Source organism: Burkholderia sp. PR2 (genome assembly GCF_052372875.1).
Classification (GTDB): Bacteria; Pseudomonadota; Gammaproteobacteria; order Burkholderiales; family Burkholderiaceae; genus Burkholderia; species Burkholderia diffusa.
In genome coordinates this window covers 2,797,517-2,816,450 of record NZ_JBQRWH010000004.1, presented here as the reverse complement: position 1 = coordinate 2,816,450, position 18,934 = coordinate 2,797,517, and the positions used below count along the sequence as shown (strand labels likewise).

At 58.5% G+C, this 18,934-nt stretch carries 12 protein-coding genes; 11 read left to right on the top strand and 1 reads right to left on the bottom strand.

Annotated features, from left to right (window positions below; all coding sequences use genetic code 11):
- Positions 1 to 9: 9 nt before the first annotated feature.
- From ACT2FV_RS30220 to ACT2FV_RS30195, 6 genes are all read left to right on the top strand, one after another.
- On the top strand, positions 10 to 1,200 hold the full coding sequence (locus ACT2FV_RS30220; protein WP_444505313.1) for an HNH endonuclease: 1,191 nt from the start codon (positions 10 to 12) through the stop codon (positions 1,198 to 1,200).
- A 190-nt stretch (positions 1,201 to 1,390) separates the two neighbouring features.
- Positions 1,391 to 3,235: a DUF262 domain-containing protein gene (locus tag ACT2FV_RS30215; protein ID WP_444505312.1), complete on the top strand. Its 1,845-nt coding sequence runs from the start codon at positions 1,391 to 1,393 to the stop codon at positions 3,233 to 3,235.
- A 156-nt stretch (positions 3,236 to 3,391) separates the two neighbouring features.
- Complete coding sequence (locus tag ACT2FV_RS30210) at positions 3,392 to 4,546, top strand: GTPase family protein (protein ID WP_444505311.1); 1,155 nt, start codon at positions 3,392 to 3,394, stop codon at positions 4,544 to 4,546.
- Positions 4,547 to 4,614: 68 nt separating this feature from the next.
- The gene (locus ACT2FV_RS30205) at positions 4,615 to 4,872 is read left to right on the top strand and encodes a Mov34/MPN/PAD-1 family protein (RefSeq protein WP_444505310.1); all 258 of its coding nucleotides are present in this window, start codon (positions 4,615 to 4,617) and stop codon (positions 4,870 to 4,872) included.
- Positions 4,869 to 5,483 carry a patatin-like phospholipase family protein gene (locus ACT2FV_RS30200; protein WP_444505309.1) on the top strand — a complete coding sequence of 205 codons (615 nt, stop codon included), beginning with the start codon at positions 4,869 to 4,871 and terminating at the stop codon, positions 5,481 to 5,483. The genes ACT2FV_RS30205 and ACT2FV_RS30200 overlap by 4 nt, the downstream gene beginning before the upstream one ends.
- Entirely contained in the window at positions 5,449 to 5,823 is a 375-nt protein-coding gene (locus ACT2FV_RS30195) for a hypothetical protein (protein ID WP_444505461.1), read from the top strand. Before ACT2FV_RS30200 ends, ACT2FV_RS30195 begins: the two co-directional genes overlap by 35 nt.
- Positions 5,824 to 7,349: 1,526 nt before the next feature.
- On the opposite strand, the gene ACT2FV_RS30190 is transcribed toward ACT2FV_RS30195, so the two are convergent.
- Positions 7,350 to 9,395, bottom strand: coding sequence for a tyrosine-type recombinase/integrase (locus ACT2FV_RS30190; RefSeq protein WP_444505308.1), 2,046 nt, complete (start codon positions 9,393 to 9,395; stop codon positions 7,350 to 7,352).
- Positions 9,396 to 10,045: 650 nt separating this feature from the next.
- Here ACT2FV_RS30190 and ACT2FV_RS30185 point away from each other — a divergent pair.
- The 5 genes from ACT2FV_RS30185 to ACT2FV_RS30165 are packed head-to-tail and all read left to right on the top strand — an operon-like array spanning position 10,046 to position 18,915.
- On the top strand, positions 10,046 to 10,228 hold the full coding sequence (locus tag ACT2FV_RS30185; RefSeq protein ID WP_444505307.1) for a hypothetical protein: 183 nt from the start codon (positions 10,046 to 10,048) through the stop codon (positions 10,226 to 10,228).
- A gap of 12 nt (positions 10,229 to 10,240) precedes the next feature.
- Positions 10,241 to 12,583: an anti-phage ZorAB system protein ZorA gene (gene zorA / locus ACT2FV_RS30180; protein WP_444505306.1), complete on the top strand. Its 2,343-nt coding sequence runs from the start codon at positions 10,241 to 10,243 to the stop codon at positions 12,581 to 12,583.
- Entirely contained in the window at positions 12,584 to 13,309 is a 726-nt protein-coding gene (locus ACT2FV_RS30175) for a flagellar motor protein MotB (protein ID WP_444505305.1), read from the top strand.
- On the top strand, positions 13,309 to 15,120 hold the full coding sequence (locus ACT2FV_RS30170; RefSeq protein ID WP_444505304.1) for an EH signature domain-containing protein: 1,812 nt from the start codon (positions 13,309 to 13,311) through the stop codon (positions 15,118 to 15,120). Before ACT2FV_RS30175 ends, ACT2FV_RS30170 begins: the two co-directional genes overlap by 1 nt.
- Positions 15,121 to 15,138: 18 nt before the next feature.
- The gene (locus ACT2FV_RS30165) at positions 15,139 to 18,915 is read left to right on the top strand and encodes an SNF2-related protein (RefSeq protein WP_444505303.1); all 3,777 of its coding nucleotides are present in this window, start codon (positions 15,139 to 15,141) and stop codon (positions 18,913 to 18,915) included.
- Positions 18,916 to 18,934 lie beyond the last annotated feature (19 nt).

The window sequence follows — 18,934 nt, the reverse complement described above, 5'->3', positions numbered from 1 at the left end:
GGAGGTGGCATGACAATCGATAAACGGTTTTCGCTTATCGATAGAGACGGTGATTACCGCTATCCTTACAAGAAGACGCAGCGGGCGACCGGTCGGCACGGCTTCGTCCTTGGTCGAGACCGCCATGGCCAAGGCGAATACGCAGACAACCTTGAGCGAGTGATACAAGCCGTCGTTTTCGAGGGAAGTGGCGTACGTGTCAAGACAGACGACGATAACCCTGGGAAGCGTGGCAACACGCTGTCACTGCACGCGCGGGATGAAATCGTCGGCTACTGGATTTCGCCGGAGCTTCTGCCTCTTGTCGACGGTGCGGAATTCCGACCGGTCGACGATGGAATCGATATAGGAATCCCGATAGCGCACGCCGTCAACGACCCGCAAGTGAGAGTCGACCGCCTAACGGCCAGTGACTACGTTGCCGCCTGGGATGCAGTTGCATCGAACATGACGGCAAACCAGCTAGAGATGCTACGGGGTCATGCATCGGCGCCGGGACGTAGCCTGTCCATGATGTCTATCGCCCGACTTGGCGGTTACGACGATTATTCCACGGCGAACGTTCAGTACGGCAAGCTCGGACGCCTATTCTCATCACAATTCGGGATAGAAGGACTCGAAAACCAGACGCAAGCTCTGGCCATCCAAGGTGGTCGCGACGATGAAGGTCATTGGCTGTGGGTCCTGCGGCCAACTTTGCATGAGGCTTTGGTGCAGCTCGGTATGGTCGAAGGTACAGTCGAGAGCTTTGGGCTCGCTGATGCGACAAGAGAAATTGACTGTGACCCTAAAGCTTGCGGGCTCTCGGAGACTACAAGGCAAGCCCTCATCAATGCCCGTATCGGACAGGGCGGCTACCGCAAGCGCATGCTTCGATTGTGGGGCGGGAAGTGCGCGGTGACCCGATGCGCAATCGAGGAGGTCCTAGTTGCCTCTCACGCGAAGCCCTGGGCGGAGTCATCTAACGAAGAGCGGCTCGATGAGCACAACGGCTTGTTGCTTTGCGCCTCGGTGGACCGATTGTTCGACTCTGGGCTCATTTCGTTTTGCGACGAGGGAAAGCTCCTCGTAAATAACCGTTTGGACGTGGAAGAGCTCGGACACTTGGGTCTGAGAAAGGACTCAAAATTAATGTTTGTGACGGACCGACACGCGCCGTATCTCAAAGCTCATCGAGAGCGTCACGGATTTCCGGCATGACTTCGTGTCCCCAGACTAGTCAGATATTCCTGCCGTCTGGGGACACGAGCGGGATTCGTGTCGCAGAGCTGACCACAAGCATTGTTCGTGTAATCGAATTACCGCAAGGCGTCTTTTATTGCAAGAGCTCCAACTACGATGCCGTGGCTCAATACCGGCGAAAAAGTCGTGAGCATGTCGAGGAAAAATCGTGAGCAAATCAACTATTGAGACATTTTTTACCGGTAAGACTTTCGTCGTCCCCAAGTATCAGCGCGATTACGCCTGGAAAGAGCGCAACGTCGATGACCTTTTTGAAGACGTCGCGGAAGCTCTCGAGGATGGGAGCGGACACTACCTTGGCACCTTCATTCTCTCCCAGTCGGACCGAAGCGCACCCGCGCAAGTTGTCGACGGTCAGCAACGGTTGACGACGCTTACCATGCTGCTGCATGCTCTGATTGACGAACTCGAGGACGTCAACCTCAAGCAGTACTATTACAGTACGTTCATCGAACATCCAGCAAAAGGCTCAAAGTTTCGAGTATTGGGGGACAACGACGTCTTCTTCCGAGGCTTGATGGGCAAGCTGAACCCTGAACCGGCCTCCGACGGGCAGTGTCGCCTGCTCGAGGCCTATCAACGCATCTGTTTCCGCGTTAAGGGTTTGCGGGTGCAAGGCGGGCAAGAGCTTCTGAAAAGGTGGTTGCTCTGCATCACCGAGATGGAGGTGCTCGAGTTCATTGAGCCCAACGAAGGCAAGGCCATCCGCATGTTCCAGTCGGTGAACGACCGGGGGGTGCCGCTCGCCAAGATGGACATCGTCAAGAGTCTCCTGGTCTATTACTCCAACCGCTACCTCGATGCCGAATTGGATGACACCATATCCGAACGGTTCGGTTGTGCATTCAAGAGCTTTAGCCGCATCAAGAGACTGGCCCGGGAGCCGGGCTATCAGATTCGCTTGATTGACCGCGAGACGTTCACCGAGGACGATGTATTACGCTATCACTACTTTGCCTTCGACGGCGTGACCTTTGGCACGGCGAAAGCAGGCGCGGATTACAACGCTACGTCAGAGACAGTGCTCGAGGTTTTTCTTAAGCCGACGCTACAGGTCCTTCGCAGCGAGCCTGCTCGACTTCGAGAATTCATCGCTGCGTATGTGGCGGATTTGGCCGCATTCTTCGCTGGTCTGGAAGAGTTGGTCAGCGAAACGCGCAATCATCGTGATACGTATCTGCTCTTCGTGGTGCAGGACCTTGCTGCGACGCTATATCCGTTAGCAATTCGGCTGCATTTGAAGGGGTGGCTGTCGGAGACGGGTTTGACCAGTGACTCGCGTTGCCTGCTAGAGATGCTCGCGTTGGCGGACTTGCGAGTTTTTAAGCTCAAGGGCACCAACCCTCAGGCTGACATCTTCTGGCTTACGCGGGAGCTGCCGAAGCTCAAGGTGGATGACGTCGTAACTGGGCTGCAGCAGTTCTGCCAGCGCTTCATGTCCGACGCCTCGCTGCAATTGCGCTTGGTCGAAGAAGACATGTACCGCAACCTCGGCTTGACGCGGATGTTGCTCGAGGAGGAAACGCTCGCCCGCGCGGCCCTGAGCCTGCCGGCACTCGACATTGCTCAACTCGCTGAGTTCAATCGCATCAATCTAACCATCGAGCACATCTTGCCGCAGAAGCCCGAATTCGATGTGAAGGCGTACGGGTTTGGCGATGGAGAGGCGTACGAGCAGCAAAACCACCGCATTGGCAATCTCGTGCTGCTGGAAAAACCGTTGAACAGCGCGTGCAACAACCGTAGTGTCGAAGACAAAATGTCCGACCCGGACTTGTACCGCTCTTCAAAACTCAAGGCGGTGCGCGCCCTGTCTGCCCACCATGCGGGCATAGGGCAGGGGTTTAATGCTCAGAGTATTGATGTACGTTCCAAAGCGCTGGCCGCATTAGTTGCCGAACGCTGGCCTATCGTCGCGCCTCAAGCTGAGCCGGGCCTTGATGTTTGTGAAAGTTCGGAGCCGCCCACGACCGGCGCGGAAGCCGCCGTTTAACCGGAGCGCCGGTGTGCCCGCGTGGAACTGCTGCATTCAAGTTTGAGAATTGCAGTGAAAGATGCCATGGAAACAATGGTTGTCCGTTCAATTTGCTGGCGATGTTGTTATCGGTTTTGATAATTTATCAATTGAGTTTTTACTCGGGGTTGCTAAATGGATAAGAAAGAGACGCTTGAGGAGCTTTTAAAAATGCTCGACATCCTACCCGACCGCGTCAAGTCGACTGATGCTTTTAAGGATTTGGCTGACAGGCTGGCCGAGCTCAAGCGAATACTCCTGGATAAGCGGGCTCCTCGCGTGGCCGTCGTTGGCCGGCGCGGTGCGGGTAAAAGTGCGCTATTCAATGCCTTAGTCGGCGCGAAAGTCCTACCGGAGGGGTCAGTTGATACAACTAAGGACTTTGCGTGGGAACAGTACACGTTGTCCGACGGTGGGACGGTTGATTGGCTCGACACGCCCGGACTTGGTGCAGGGAACTTGAAGGCTGACCGCATCGGGATGCTTCGGGATGAGTTCAAGACGAAGAGGCCTGACGTCATTGTGTTTATCCATAAGGCATCGGAAGTCGATTCTGAAGTGGATGCCACCCTCGATGACCTTCGTCAGATAGTGGAATGCACGGTCGACGAAGGGCGGCCCTGCGAAATGCTTGTTGTGCTCAATCAAGTCGACGGTCTGCCGTCCCCGGCTGATGTTATCCCGCCCTATAAGCCGGCAAAGCGAGACAAGATTGATACCTTGGCTGCACGCATGGAAGAGCTTCTTCGGAACGCACAGATTGAGTTCAAGAAAGTGATTCCGGCCGCGTCTTATTTCGATGATGATTGCGACTTGCGTTTCCAAATCGATGTTGTTGCTATGGAAATCGCGGGTATTGTGCCCTCCGAGGCGCTGCTCGATTCTGTAGCCAGCTTCAAGTACAGGAAATTGCAGAAAGCTGTCGCCGACAAAATCATCAACATATTTTGCGTAGCATGTTCATGCGTGGCCCTTCTCCCGATTCCAATGTCAGACATCATCCCATTAACAGCCTTGCAAGTATTGATGATTACCGCAATCGGATACCTTGGCGGAAAGAGGCTAAATGATGTGGATGTAAAGGAATTCATTGCAGCGCTGGGTTTGCTTCTGGCCGCAGCAACTTCGGCGCGGCAACTTGTAAAGATTGTGATTCCGATATTTGGCGAAGGTGTGTCGGCTGCTGTCGCTGGTGCGACCACGAAAGCAATCGGAATGGCGGCGGTTGCGTACTACATTGACAACGAGTCTATGGAGGAGGTTAAACGCAAGTTCAAGTTGCTCAAGTAATTGAGTAATTGTCCTGCCGCCCAGAGCGGTTTTCCCATTAGGCCTGCGCGGCTCGAGGAGCCGCGCCTTTGCCGTTGATTGCTCGGTTCGATAACGGCGTGAAAGAGGCGATTGAATGCTCTTCGGTGCTGACCGCGAACATTGTGGGTTATCTCGGGGAATGGCACTCGCATCCGAGACACTCCTCGGCTGCGCCTAGTGTTGCGGATGCCGCATTGCTGGCTTACCTCGCGGAGACCTTGGCAATGGACGATGTGCCTGCGCTGATGGTCATCGTCGGCGAAACCGATATTTCGATTTCACTTGGGGAAGGAGCCGACGCATGAACGACATTTGTTCGGAATCAAAAAATGCGATTGGGCTAGCTCTCTCTGGTGGGGGCGTGCGTGCTGCCGCTTTTCACGCTGGAGTCCTGCGCTACTTAGCAGAGCAACAGCTTCTGGCGGACGTCGCACACGTTTCGTCGGTGTCGGGCGGCAGTCTTTTTGTCGGCATGGTGTTTCGCCTTGCAGATTACCGTTGGCCGAGTTCGCAGGCCTATCAGAGCGATGTGTTTCCTCGTTTTCGCCAAACGCTGACGAAGCAATCGCTGCAGTGGTCCGCCGCAGCGAGGCTCCTGCTTAACCCCCTCAACTGGCGCTTCTTGCTATCGCGAGCGAACGTGGTGGCCCAGGCTATTGAGGCCCTGTGGGATGTAAGAAAGCCGCTCAGCGCTATTGGAACTTCGCCAGTTTGGTCCATCAACTGCACTATGGGAGAAACGGGGCGTCGCTTCCGGTTCAAGGGGGTGACGATGGGGGACTACGAGCTCGGATATGCGGGCGTCGAGGACTTTGGCCTCGCCAGGGCGATGGCCATTTCGGCGGCGTTCCCGGGCGGCATCGGACCTCTCACCGTGAACAGTGAAGAGTACGAATGGAATCCGACGTCAGATTGACCGCGTCAGCGATGCCGAACATCGGCAGGGTCCCGAGGCCATCATCGATGCGTGTCGATACGCCGCGCCGGCAGCGATTGGGTTGTGGTTGTCTGGCCGGGAGAGTGATGAACGGTTCAGGGCCGTGGATTTGAATGAGCACATCAAGCACCTTGAGCGAAATCCTTCGCCGATGGCCCTGCTCATAAATGCGGCGAAGGTTATTGCCCGGCTTCATGCTCGGCTAAAGCCCAATGAGGAGTTTTCCCGTGGAGCCCGCCGGCTGACGGAGGCCGACGCAGAAGCGGCGCTCGCATCGATGAGTCTCGTATTGCGGGAGCTTGGCTGGGCGCGCTCGTAAGCGTAGCGCGTGAGTGACAACAGGAGCGTGCCCACTTCGGCAGAGCGGCTCGTTGTGCGTTCATGGATAAAGAAATGGTGACGCTTGCCGTAGAACGGCTTGATGCTTACAACCGAGGAGGTAGCCAATGAGGGTGCTAAACGCGTTGCATGATTTGTGGGATGGGCTATCGACGCAAGCTAGGATTAAGCTGTCTGCAGCGGTGATGGGGCTCCTCATTGGGCTGCCGACGAGCGCAATCGGATTGGTATGGCGGGAAACGCGGCAGGCAGTTCAACTGAGCAACTGTTCGGACGACCTCGCCAAGCCACTATTGAATGCGCTACTGCAGACTGACGAAAAAGTCATCGAGCAAGCCGCCAGTCTGGACAGGGTCGAGCAGTCTAAGCGATGTGCCGTCAGTGCTCTTCAACATCCCAAGGGAACCGCTTCTTTCCTGTTGGACGAACATCACCGACTCGCCGATGTCTCGCACTAGTGCTGCATACCAATGAAAGATTGTCATCGAGTTACCCGAATCTGTGCTTCTGGCGTTGATTCGTAAGAGGGCGACACTTTCGGCTAGCTCAGCCTGACTAGCGTTGCCCCTCAAGAAAGTTCTTCCAGTCATCAGCATGGGCGCAGTCGAATGGTTGCGGGTCGTCTTCGACCAACGGCCGGGCGCTGTTAGCCAGATTCTGGCGAAAGAAGCTGCGTGTGGGTTCCTGTATTTCTCGCAGGCGTACATAATGCCGGCCGTCTGCGCTAGTGTGTATGGGGACGTCCGGGAGCACAGGCATTGGGGGCAACTGTTCTTTGCCATGTAGCGCCATGACAATGCAGCGCGCAACGAGGTCCCACACGGTCGCTGACCATCGCGCGTAACCGCGCACATAAGCGGTGTCGCCCACAGTGCCAAGGGCTCTTTCTTCAAGGTCAACTTCATAGTCTGCAAGTGCACCGTTTCGCACACGTGCTATTTCGGCCGTGGCAATGACGCGCCGTCCCGCCTCGTTTCCACCAGGCCACAACTCGACCACGACTTTTAGCACCGTTCTTTCTCCCGTTTCTCGATTTATCAGCGGCCAGGCTAGAGGGAGCGTTGGAGGGTGTCGGCAAGGTCTTTACCACACATGCGTTATACCCATTCTAAACATGTGGTTTTGGCTAAAACGCCGTGCAAATACTCCTTCGAATCCTAGCGATTCCCTACGGAGGAGGGGGGTAGACCACCGCGACCGTTTGATACGTCCAAGCGGGAAGCCAGGGACGTGGCCCGGTGCTGAGTCGAAGGGCGGCTGGCGTGAGATGAATTCACGTTAAAGTTCGACTAGCGCCAGCGCATCATCGCGACTCGCGCGCCCTGACGGCCGACGCCGGCTCCGAAGCTGCATCGCGCAAGGGCTGCACGCTTACCATGTCCAGTGGGTTGGGGGTGCTTTGCCCTTCAAGCACTCTACCCCACCAAAGCTGCAGTTTAAAGTTTACCTGATGGGTACGCTCCTAGTTTAGAAGCCCGCGTCATTGTCAACGCGGGTCATAATTATTTATTTGCTTGAAAGCGCGCCATCTATTTGGAGCAGGTGTTGCTCATATCTTCCGAATGAGTCGTCCTGGCGCAAATGTGCGTACTCGGCTAGAACAGTCTCCAGTTTGTCGTGTAAGAGCAATGCTACCGTCGGGTAGTCGTTAGGATTTTTTCGAAGGTAGTCGGTCGCGACGAGATGGCGAAATCCGTGCGGGCCGAAGCCGAGCGTCTCGGGAATCAAGCGTCGCGTGAGTTCCTCGACCTGTCTGCCGAGTGCCTTCCAGTCATCGCCAGTTCGGTTCGGGAATACTCGCTGCGAATCCGGCGAATGTCGCACCAGTCGAGGGCGGTATTCAGCGATGTACGCGTCGATTCGCTCTGCTAGCGCCTTCGGCAGCGGCGCGTCATATGGCGACTTTTGGGAACGCTTTTCATTCTTGAAGTCGCCGGCAGAAAAGCGTAGACGCCACTGGCCGTCCTGTCGCCGATAGAGGTTACCGGTATTGACGTCGTTCCAGGTCATCTGAATGTAGTTGCGTCGTCTGAGAGGGTTCGCCATCAACATCGACAAAAGGAGGGCGTCGCGTTTGTGTAACGCCTCCTCGAGGCTACCGGCCGGTGCAGCGGCAGCGGCGGCGTCGAGGTCCGCCACGGCGCGTAGCACGGGGCCGAACGGTTCCGCCAGGTCAAGCAGTGGTCGAATTGGGTCAAGTGGGTCACGCGATTTTTCCGTGGCTTGCCGTTTCCATTCACGACAAAGCTTGTAGACATCCCGGCAGGACTCGCGCCATTCTCGAATGGCGTAGCAGGTTGGAAGTCCACTTGCCATGTGTGGCTGTTGGGCGAGGAAGCCGGTGTCGGCACGGGTCAGGCTGCAAACCAGGGCGCAGAACTTTTGATGACCACCGTGCACTGTTCCCCCGGACCTGTCAGTGAGGAATTCGAGGAAGGCGTTTACGGCATCCGGCACAGCGAGCCACCCCAGCGTCTGTACCTGGTCAACGGGCAAGCCGAGGCCGCCGGTCGCCTGGGGCCGCACGAGGAAGCCGAAGTAGGACCGGACCTGTTCGAAACAGGCCTGCGCCGTTTCGCAGCCAGACTCCCCCTTGATTGCCCATTTTGACAGGGCGTTGGCGCCCTTGCTCCGGGGAAGCAGACGCCAGACTCCCTTGTCTGCCCGAGCCAGCTTGGGGAGTCGAGAGGTTTTGTAGTCAAAAAACGCCTGCCATTGGTCTGCGAAAGCCGGACCGAACTGCTCGTGCTTCAGGCGGTATTCATCCCGGATGTTGCCTCTAAGGCGCGTTCGGTAAGGTATTTCGGGTGGAGTAGCTTGGGGTGGCGCCGAAACCTTGGCTTGCCGCTGTTTCGGCACAAGCTGCCGGAGGGCATCAGCCTGAAGGCCAAGCTCCCTTTCGAGGCGTCGCAGCGATGGATACGCACGCTGGTTTGGTATTCCACCCTTGAGCCACCGTTTCACCGCCTGTTCGTCGGCCCCAGCCTTGCGGGCGATGCTCATCGAACTTTCAGTGCGTGCGGCGAAAGCCCCGCGCAACACCCGATGGAATTCGGTGTCGCCCGGGGCGCGGGCGGCTTGGCCGCGTATTTTCTGCTGCTTCGTGGCGACGACAATCTCTGCTGTTCGCCGCCAGGCTTTGAGGTGGCTCCGGCGGTCGGATTTCGTTCTGGAAGCTACATCGATACTCGCGAGGTAATCCTTGACTCGCGTCTCGTATTCCCCGAGCAGTTCCAGTCCGACCCAGGCGTCGACGGTTTTTCCGCTGAACGATAGGTAGGAGTGCAATGTCGACAGTTGGTTTTTGAAGGTCTGCGACGTTCCGGCGGCGGCCGGTGTGTCGTCAGAGAGTCGCGATTTGTGGTGCTGAATCAGTTCTTTATAGGTTAGGTTCATATCAGCGTCGTTTGTTGCCCGGTCCTGACGCCAGCTCGTAACGGTTACGTTATGGGTGTACGTTACGCTGTAACGAAGATTTTGTAGGTTGTTGAAAACATAGAGATTATTCACATGGCCTCCGAACACTGCTTTACCAAGGAAGTATTCGTGCATTCGTTATGGTCTGCTTGCGTCATCAACCGGGAGGTTTTAAACGCCGTCTAGCAAAACCTTTTTAAACAACCGAGTGCCCAGTAGGCGGAAGCCAACGAGAATTGTGTGTAGACGAACGCGTCGTACTGGCAGGTCAGCCGCGTCGCGAGGAGCGCGGAATTGCTGCTTGCCAGTGGGTCTGCACGGACAGGCATGGCTCTCGAAGCCGTGGATACGGGCCATCAATGCGCAGGCACGATGAGGTGAAAAAGGTACGAACAGGACTTATTGGTGAACCGCGCTCTGTACGCGGGATGGGGCTCGTGCCACGCCACAAAGCAGCTCAAGTCGTTATTTGGCTCTGAAGCCGGCGCTTGACGTCGGCAGCATTGGATTGGGAGGGCGGCTTTACAGTGAAGCCAGTGCGGAGCTACGTGAGACGTTATTGGCTGGGCTGGGCTGGTTTGGTTTCCGCGCGGAAACCACGCCTGTAGGGCGATTCCACAACGGGTCCGGCACCGCTCCTTGGAACGCGGCGCAACGGATTTAGACGGACGGCTATACCGGTGACCGGGTGTCAGCTGCAGTTCGCGGCGTGAGCGTGAGTGTGCCGATTGCATTGTGTATCGCTATACACCTACCATACATGGCAGGTAACGGGGATACCTCTGATGAAAGAACGAAAAGACACGCCAATGAGCTTTCGTGCGTCCGCGCGCTTCAAGACGGCGCTGGCGCGCGCGGCCCAGCACGAAAACCGGAGTCAGGCCAACCTGCTCGAGACGCTCGTCTACGAGTTTTGCCGCCTGAAAGGTATCGAGGTGCCGGACACGCCGGCCAATCAACAAGACTAAGCAGATACTTCAATGATTGAGACCATCCTTGAAGCGCCCCTTGTGGCAAAGGTGTGTGCGCTCTTCATCCTTCTCTTTGTCGGCTGGTTTTTTGTCCGGTTTGTCCCGCGTGCCACGGGACGCTGGCGTGACCTGAACAGCATCATTGCGGGGCTTACCCGTCTCAAGGGGTCCGGCGGCGACCCAACGTCGCTCTTTGCCCGAAAGCAGGACCTGGCGCACCTGTGGAGTGAGTTCCGCAAGAGCCTCTTCGACCCGAAATCGTTTGATTCGGTAACCGGCGAATACGTCCCGGAAACCTCTCGCCGGACGGTGCCGGCCGAGCAGATTTTCAACGCACAGGTCGTCGTCGACAGCCGCGTCGGTGCGGAGTTCTTCCGGCACCTGCCAGGCATCCTGACGGGTATCGGGATTATCGGCACGTTTGCAGGGCTGTTGCACGGCCTGTATGGCTTCATCATTTCGGATAACACCCAGGTGGTTCGTGCCAGCCTGAGCGCGCTGCTGCATAGCGTGGCTGAAGCCTTTCTCGTTTCGGCTACCGCGATTTTCTGCGCGATGGTCATCACGGTCATCGAGAAGTTCTTCATCTCCCGGCTTTACCAGAAAACCGAAGAGGTGGCGTGTCTGCTCGACAGCCTTTACAAGGCGGGCGCGGGCGAAGAGATGCTCGAAGAGCTGCTTCACTCCTCAAAAGAATATGTTTCCAACAGCAAGACGCTGAAGGACGCCCTTGTCCAGGACCTGAAGGGCATCCTCACGTCGCTGACGGAGAGCCAGATTCAGGCGCAGCAGAAAATTATCGACGAGCAAATCAGGGCGCATAACCAGACGAGCGAAGAACTCGGCCGCCAGATTGGGCAGCACATCACCGAAGGGCTGAAGGAGGCACTCGAAGAACCGATGAAGGCAGTGCAGCAAGCCGTCCAGAGTGCAACGGGTGACCGTACAGGCGCCGTCCATACGCTGCTCACGGAAGTAGTGCAGGGGTTGAACCAGAGCCTGAAGGACCTGTTTGGTGACCAGATTGCCGGCATCAATACGATGCAGCAGCAGACCATTACAGCTTTGCAAACTGCTGTGGCCCGCATGGAACAGATGTCCTCATCCCTGGAAACCGCCGGCACGCGCGCAACGGACACCATGGCCGCGAAACTGGGCGAAGCCATCACCGGCATGGAGGCGCGCCAGGAAATGATGGCCCGACAGATGGCGCAGATTGTCGAGGACATGAAGGCGACCGTTGCCAGTTCGCAGACGGAGACCAACAACCGGTTGCAGGAAACGCTGGCAGGGGTGAGCGCCACCATCGAATCCCTCATTTCGTCGCTCTCGCAGTCCGTGGCTACCTCCCAGGACGCGACCAACGAAAAGCTTCAGGGCGCACTGAATGGGGTGACGCAATCGGTTGAGTCGCTCATCAGCTCCCTGTCGCAGCAAGTAGCGAGCTCCCAGTCCGAAGTCAGCACGAAGCTTCAGGACACGTTGGCTAACGTCAGCAATGCGGTCGAGAACCTGGTAACAAACCTGTCGCAGTCGGTGGCAGCCTCCCAGGCGCAAAGCAACGACCGCTTGCAGCAAACCGTGTCGAGCGTAGGTCAGACCGTCAATACGCTCGTCTCCGACCTGACCCAGCAGGCCGCTTCGGCGGATACCGAGCACCGGGAGCGGCAGGCACAGCTGGTTGCGCAGGCAGAAGCCGCTACGGCGGGGGTGAAGAGCGCCGTGGAGGCGCTGACTGCCGAAATGCGTACGCTCGTGGCTGGCACCCGGAGCGCGGTCGATACCATGCGTGCTAGCGTCGACTCCATGCGTACCGTCACGACCGACGCAGTGACCCGGATGAATTCGGGCGCGGAGACCCTCTATGTGGCTTCCAGCGAATTCGGCAAGGCAGGCGCAGCGGTGACCGGCGTGCTCCAGCAGGCAACGGGCACCACCGACAAGCTGGCTGCCGCCGCAGCCTCGGTCAGCACGGCCGCTCAGACCATGCAGGGCGTCGTCACCGACTATCGGGCAACGCGTGACCAGCTGGCGCAGATGCTCACGGAACTGACCCGGGTCGTGGATGACGCGCGGACCAACGCATCCCTCACGAGCGACGTGTTGAGCCGGATTGAGGCCTCCACCCAAGCGTTGAATGTGGCGCAGCGCAGCGCGGAGGAGTTCCTCGAGGGCGTGGGTGACGTCATGACCGAATCGCTGACGTCCTTCCAGCAACGGCTGGCGGACTCGATGACGGAGGTCAACAAGGAGCTTGTGAACAAGACGGGGGCGGTCACGAGCCTCCTCAAGCAGACGATTGCAAACCTCGCCCAGGCTATCGAGCTGGTCGTACCGAATCCGGAGGCTTAAGTGCTAGGCACACGCATTGTCATCAAGCGTGGCGCCCGGTCGGAGGCCGAAAAGCCTTTCTGGATTAGCTACGCGGACCTTATGACCGCCCTCATGGTGCTCTTCCTGGTGACCGTGTCGGTCGCGCTGCTTGCCGTGACCAAGCAGGTCAGTGAGGCCGAGCGCCTCAAGGCGCAACGCGACCGGGACATCAGTGAACTCCTGCATCGGGTTGAGGTGGCCGCGAGCAAATATCCCGGTGTCAAGGTCGACCGTTCGCGCAACGTCATCGACTTCGGCGACAAGGCCCACTTCGACAAGAACAGTTACGACCTCAAGGCAGACCAACAGCGGCTGCTTCGCGCGTTCGTACCTGAAGTGCTGACCATCGCGCGCAACCCGCTCGGCAAGAAGTGGCTCAAGCAGATTGTGGTGGAGGGGTTCTCCAGTCCTGAGGGCGATTACCTCTACAACCTCAACCTGAGTCTTGAGCGCAGCCAGCGTGTACTCTGTGTCCTGCTCACCAAACCCTATCCGGACGAGCACGCGATGAGCGGCGACGAACTGGAGCAGGTTCGGGACCTGTTCCTGGTTGGCGGATACTCCTTCAATGCGGCCAAGGCGTCGTACGAGGACAGCCGGCGCGTTGAGTTGAGGCTCGAGTTTCTCGGCATCGGCGAGCAGCGTCCGTCCGTGTCTAGTGCTCCACGGGGCAATTTCGGGACCTGCGCACTGGGAGCTTCGTGATGGACGATGTCCTCGAGAAGATGCGCCGCAAGCTTGCGCTCGGTCCCAAGCCCATCGTCGGGGAATATCCACTCACTGAGCTTGACCGCCAGGAACGAGAGCTTGGAAAGCAGATACGGGAAAAGCGCTCGGTGCCGCCTCCGATAGACCTGGTCATCGAAGCCATCGAGCTTTTCCGCGAAACGCGACGGCTGGCCAATTCCCGGCAGGCCCGGCTTGTTGCGCTCGGCTGTATCGAACCGGTCGGCAAGATGCGCTACCGCCTGATTGAGGACACGGAATGCTTCGGATACGTGCTCAAGGGCGTTGAGAACTTCCGCAGCCATCGCCAGACGTTTCGAAACTGCTACCAGGGGCTCCTGGACGCGTACCTTGACTACCATCCCGATAACAAGGGGAGTCTGCCGGAAGGGCGCCCAAACTGGGAGGCACTGCGCCGCTGGCTCGAAGGCAACATTTCGGATATCCGCGAGCGCAACGGTGTCGACGAAGACTGGGTGACTGAGGTGGCGGGGCATCCGGATGTCTTCTCCGAATCACCCGTTGCACGGTTTGGGGAGGAAGCTCTTCGTGGCCATCAGGAATCCTTTCTGCTTTTCCGGAAGGCGCTGGGTATCAAGGACTCGTCGTGGATTATCGACCAACTCGTCCTTGAGCAGGTGCATGCGGCAGGACGCTTCAGCGGTCCCGAATTCAGGCACTACCTGCCTGGGCTTATCCGCTTGCTGGGGACGGTCAGCGCCGACAACAAAACGCTCTTTAACAAGGCGCTCGCGCAGATTCTGGCGTATTACCACGCAAAGCCCCCGCTTGCGGCGCACAAGGCCTTGCAGGACTTCACGGTGCTGCACTGGGGCAATCCGTGGCTCAAGCGAAACAACAGTGGCTGGGTACTCGTGCCCGAGCCCGTCCGCACCATGGTGTCGTCGTGGCTGAAGCTCCATTACATCCAGCACTTCTTCAGCGTCCTCGCACAGGAGGGCAAGAGCGACCCTCGACGTCTGAAGTTCTGGGAAAAGTACTATGAGGCAGTCGGTACCGTAACGTTCGCCCTGGGCCCGCAAACCCGCTGGAGTACCGACCCGGACATGGTTCATGCGCGCAAGCTCATGGACGGCCTGATTGTCGACCTCGTGGGCAGCGGCTCCTCGAACAACAACGCGTTCATCATGCAGTTCGGGGAGTGGGTGGTTGTTGAGTTCGGCCAGAAGGGTAACGCCTGCTTCTTCTTCCGGGAATCCGACCTTCCATTCGAACTGAACCGCGACGTCGCTGTGCCGGCCGTCAAGAATCACATCCAGGGCGATTCGGACCGCCCAAGGGATGCCGTCCGACGCGAGCACCGGGACCGCAACAGGGCAGATTGGGAAACCACCTTCGCGCGGGTTCTGAGCGCGCGCGACATTTTCCCAGGCAAGCCGACCGTGGCGCTTCAATCGGCTGGGCGAAGTTCAGCTCCCGGCACCGTGAGGCAGGTCGAGACACGTCCGGACAGCACCCCGCATGACGGGTCTCGCATGCAACAGGTGGCAACAAGAGCCACGGAACCCCAGCAGGCCGCGAATGGTGAGGCGGACAGCGCGGCCCCTGTATCGCGGACGCGGGCGCACCGGCTGACATCCCAGCAGGAAGCGGGTGTCAAGGCGCTCTGCGGAAGGCTCGGCATCAAGTGCGAGGACCTTCGTGACAAAAACGGCAACCTGTGGGTATTTCACGACTGGCCGCGCGATTCCCGCATTACGCCTCAACTGAACGAATGGGGCTTTAACTACCGGGCCGGCAAAGGCTGGTGGTACAAGGACCCGGAATAACAAAAAAGGAATTGGACCATGCTGAAGTGGCTCAAACGCACAGGCGCCTCCCGCAATGAAGAGAAGTCCGCCGAGGTGTGGCGCCACCTGGATAGCCAGGGTCTCCTGCTTGGCACCTTCGAATCGGTCGGTGCTATCCCCGGAGCAACACCCCTGACATCGCCCATGATGCCTGCGATGATTACGCAGCTGCACGACGAAGGCTATGCGGTCGCCGAAGAACAAAGCGCGCGTCTGTCGTGGGAGTCGCTGTACAGCCTGATGGAAGACCGGGCCTATGCCAACAGTCTCGAGCTGCTCGAGCTTCCCCCTGCCTGCGACTACGTCCCGGAACTCAAGAGCCATAGCAGCCTGTCGGAACCGAACTTCGCCATTGGCGTGACCCGCTGGCGTGACGAAGCCGGACGTGTCCTGGACGGCGCGACGCGAACTGGAGCGCTTATCCAGGTCGCAGGCCACTCCCAACTGCTCTCGCGCCGGGTATGGGATACGGCTGAGCAGGTCGCCCGGTTCCACAATCGACCGGAATCCGAGCGTGACGAAGCTTCGCAGCGGCTGCGCTGGGGGCAAATTCGCCGCACCGCCATGGCCGCCAAGGCGCGCATGGACGAGTTTCTCTACCAAAGCATCGTTCTGACGCCCGACACCATCGATATCCACCTGCGCAAGACGGACGTCGGCGGCACGAAAGTCGTTGAAATCATGCCCGGATTCGAAGGGGCGCCTGAAAACTGGCTGGAAGTCTTCGATTCGTACCGGAACAGCGTGCCTCAACGGTACGACGTCAACACGGACAAAGGCATTGTCCAAGTGCTCATCACGCCCGAGGTCCGCACGGTTCTCGATAACATCCGTCGCCTGCCTGGACGCCTGGTTGCGGGCTCCCGGGCCGAGGCTTTCCTTCTGAATCCGTTTGCGACGCTGGGCGAGGATGCCAGTGCGGTCATCGATGAAGAGCAGTTCGAGCGTGCACGCATCGAAGCCGACATCTTCTTTGACCACTTCACGGCACTCATCCAGCGGGACGCCCTCGGATTCCCCGAGAAGGTGGCGCTCGCCATCGAGACGCCGGGGCCAACCCAGGTCGCTGCGGAGGAACGGTTCTTTGCAGATGACACCGAGCTGGAAGACTTCATCCGGGGTGCGGAGCGGGCGCTGGCAACCGACAAGCAGCTGTACGGATGGCAGGGGTACGATTTCGAGCTGTTGGGCGACAGCGCTGCGCAGGTCGAGCTGCTCAAGCTGGCGCTCGCGGAACGGCAGCAGCCCCGCATTCTGGTGCGCTATGAAGACGTCTACGACCTGAGCGCGTACACCTCGCGCGTTAATGATATCGGCATCGAGCAGCCTTACTACTCGCCATACATTGCCAAGAAGGGCGAAGAATGGTGGCCGGAGAACCTGGTCAATGTCATCGTCTACACGCCCGAAGGCAGCACCGAACCGGTTGCCGTGCCGGTTACTGATGTGGTGCGGGACGAATTGCAGGCAAAAGTCGAACAGGCTCAGGCATCGGGGCAATCGTCCGTCGAACTGCCGGGCTTTCCCAAGCCGCTGCCGGTGACCGAAGCGCGGGACATCCTCGACGCGTTTGACCAGTTCGGCAAGAGCGTTCGCGACGGGCATGACAAGCCTCCCAAGTCGCGTGATGATGAGGGAGGCCACGATAAACGACCCAAGGCCAAGCAGCTTCTCATCAAGCCCAACGTCAATGCCGTTGACTACGAGGAAATCCGTCACGACATCCTGACGACGTTTTCTCCCACGCCCGCGCTGCCGGCCGGTTTCCTGGCTACGACCCAACTCCTGACGCACCAGGAGGAAGGGGTGGCCTGGTTGCAGCACCTCTTTCGCCACGCGCCCAACCATTGCCGTGGAGCCGTGGTGGCTGACGACATGGGTCTCGGCAAGACCCTGCAGCTGCTCACCTTCATGGCGCGCGCGTTCGAGGACGACCCGACGCTGCCGCCTGCGCTCATCGTGGCGCCCGTGTCGCTTCTGGAGAACTGGGCGGAAGAAATCGGCAAGTTCTTCAAGCCGGGCACCTTCCGGCCGCTCATCGCATATGGCGACAATCTGGCTTCGCTGCGAGTGCCTCGTGCCGCCATCGACGAAGAACTGCGTAGTGAGAACCTTGTCCGGTTCCTTCGCCCAGACTGGGTCGGCGACGCCAATGTCGTGCTGACGACCTACGAGACTCTGCGGGACCTAGAGTTTTCGTTCGCCGCACAGAAATGGTCCATCATGGCCTGCGACGAAGCGCAGAAAATCAAGAACCCGAACGCAATGGTCACGCGTGCGGCAAAGAAGCAGAACGTGATGTTCAAGATTGCGTGTACGGGAACCCCGGTAGAAAACACGCTGGTCGACCTGTGGTGCCTCTTTGACCTGGTACAGGCGGGTTACCTCGGTGCGCTCAACGAATTCGGTAAGCGTTATCGCAAACCGATTGAGGCTGAGACAGAAGAGGAAAACGCACGCGTGGACGAGTTGCGTCGTCTTATTGAACCGCAGATTCTGCGCCGAATGAAGACCCAGGTTGCGACGCTCCCGCCCAAACATGTGGTTCCAGCGCTTGTGCCGATATCGAATCTTCAACGAACCTACTACACCAGCGCAGTCAACGCATTCAGGGCAAGCAAGGACCCGGACAGCAAGGAAACGATAGTCTCGCCCTTCAAGAACCATCTCGGACTGCTTCAGTACCTGCGCTCTATCTGTACGACACCTCACGCGCCTGGTATGGGGCGATTCAAGCCGCAGGCGCTTGAACAGGCGCGTAATGACGCGCCCAAGCTCTCGTGGCTCATCGACACGCTCGAGCAGATTCGAGCGAAGGGCGAGAAGGCCATTGTGTTCGCGGAGTTCCGCGAAACCCAGCAGATGCTGGCGCATTACATCAACGAGGTGTTCGGATTCTCCCCGGACATCATCAACGGCGATGTGACGGCATCGGCAAAGCACGTCGCGAGTCGCCAGAAACGCATCAAGGCGTTCCAGGCCAGGCCCGGATTTGGGGTCATCATTCTTTCGCCTGTCGCAGTGGGTTTTGGCGTGAACGTTCAGGAAGCCAACCACGTTATCCACTACACACGCAACTGGAACCCTGCGAAGGAAGACCAGGCGACCGACCGGGCTTACCGTATCGGGCAGAAGCGGGAAGTGTGGGTCTATCTCCCGATTCTGAGTGCGTCCGACTTCACCACGTTCGAAGTGCGGCTTAACGAGCTGCTCGAAGCCAAGCGCAAACTCGCGAGCGACATGCTTAACGGTACAGGAACGGTTCTGCCGAGCGACTGGAATCTTCAGGACATCATTCCTGGGGGTGCCAATGACCCTGTGTTCGGTCGTGCCCTGACGCTCGACGATGTGCTGCGCATGGAGTGGGACTACTTCGAGGCCCTGGTGGCCGCTATCTGGCAGAAGAAGGGCTTTCGCACGGTGTATCGCACGCCGCGTCAGGACGAGGGCGTCGATGTGGTCGCGTTCACGGGCAACACAGGGGACCTCATTCAGTGCAAGAGTTCGGCGACGGAGGATGCCGCGCTCGATTCACAGGGCGTCAAGGACGTCATGTGGGGAGAGGCCGAATACCGGTTGCGGCACCCGGGTGTCAACTTCTCCAAGTGGGCGGCGACCAACCAATACTTCAACGAAACGGCCGTGGACAGCGCCCGCAAGAACAACGTTGCCTTGCTGAACCAGAAAGACATCGAGACCCTGTTGGGGCAGCATCCGGTAACGCATGGCGAGGTGCAGCGTTTCTTGCACGCATACTGGGAAGATGCCGCGTAACGACAGTTTGCGACGCGTT

Bases quoted from the DNA above. Each gene is read 5' to 3' on its own strand.
- ACT2FV_RS30185 (WP_444505307.1), top strand. From the start codon at position 10,046: ATGAAAGAACGAAAAGACACGCCAATGAGCTTTCGTGCGTCCGCGCGC.
- ACT2FV_RS30165 (WP_444505303.1), top strand. From the start codon at position 15,139: ATGCTGAAGTGGCTCAAACGCACAGGCGCCTCCCGCAATGAAGAGAAG.
- ACT2FV_RS30170 (WP_444505304.1), top strand. From the start codon at position 13,309: ATGGACGATGTCCTCGAGAAGATGCGCCGCAAGCTTGCGCTCGGTCCC.
- ACT2FV_RS30190 (WP_444505308.1), bottom strand. From the start codon at position 9,395: ATGCACGAATACTTCCTTGGTAAAGCAGTGTTCGGAGGCCATGTGAAT.
- zorA (WP_444505306.1), top strand. From the start codon at position 10,241: ATGATTGAGACCATCCTTGAAGCGCCCCTTGTGGCAAAGGTGTGTGCG.
- ACT2FV_RS30200 (WP_444505309.1), top strand. From the start codon at position 4,869: ATGAACGACATTTGTTCGGAATCAAAAAATGCGATTGGGCTAGCTCTC.
- ACT2FV_RS30220 (WP_444505313.1), top strand. From the start codon at position 10: ATGACAATCGATAAACGGTTTTCGCTTATCGATAGAGACGGTGATTAC.
- ACT2FV_RS30210 (WP_444505311.1), top strand. From the start codon at position 3,392: ATGGATAAGAAAGAGACGCTTGAGGAGCTTTTAAAAATGCTCGACATC.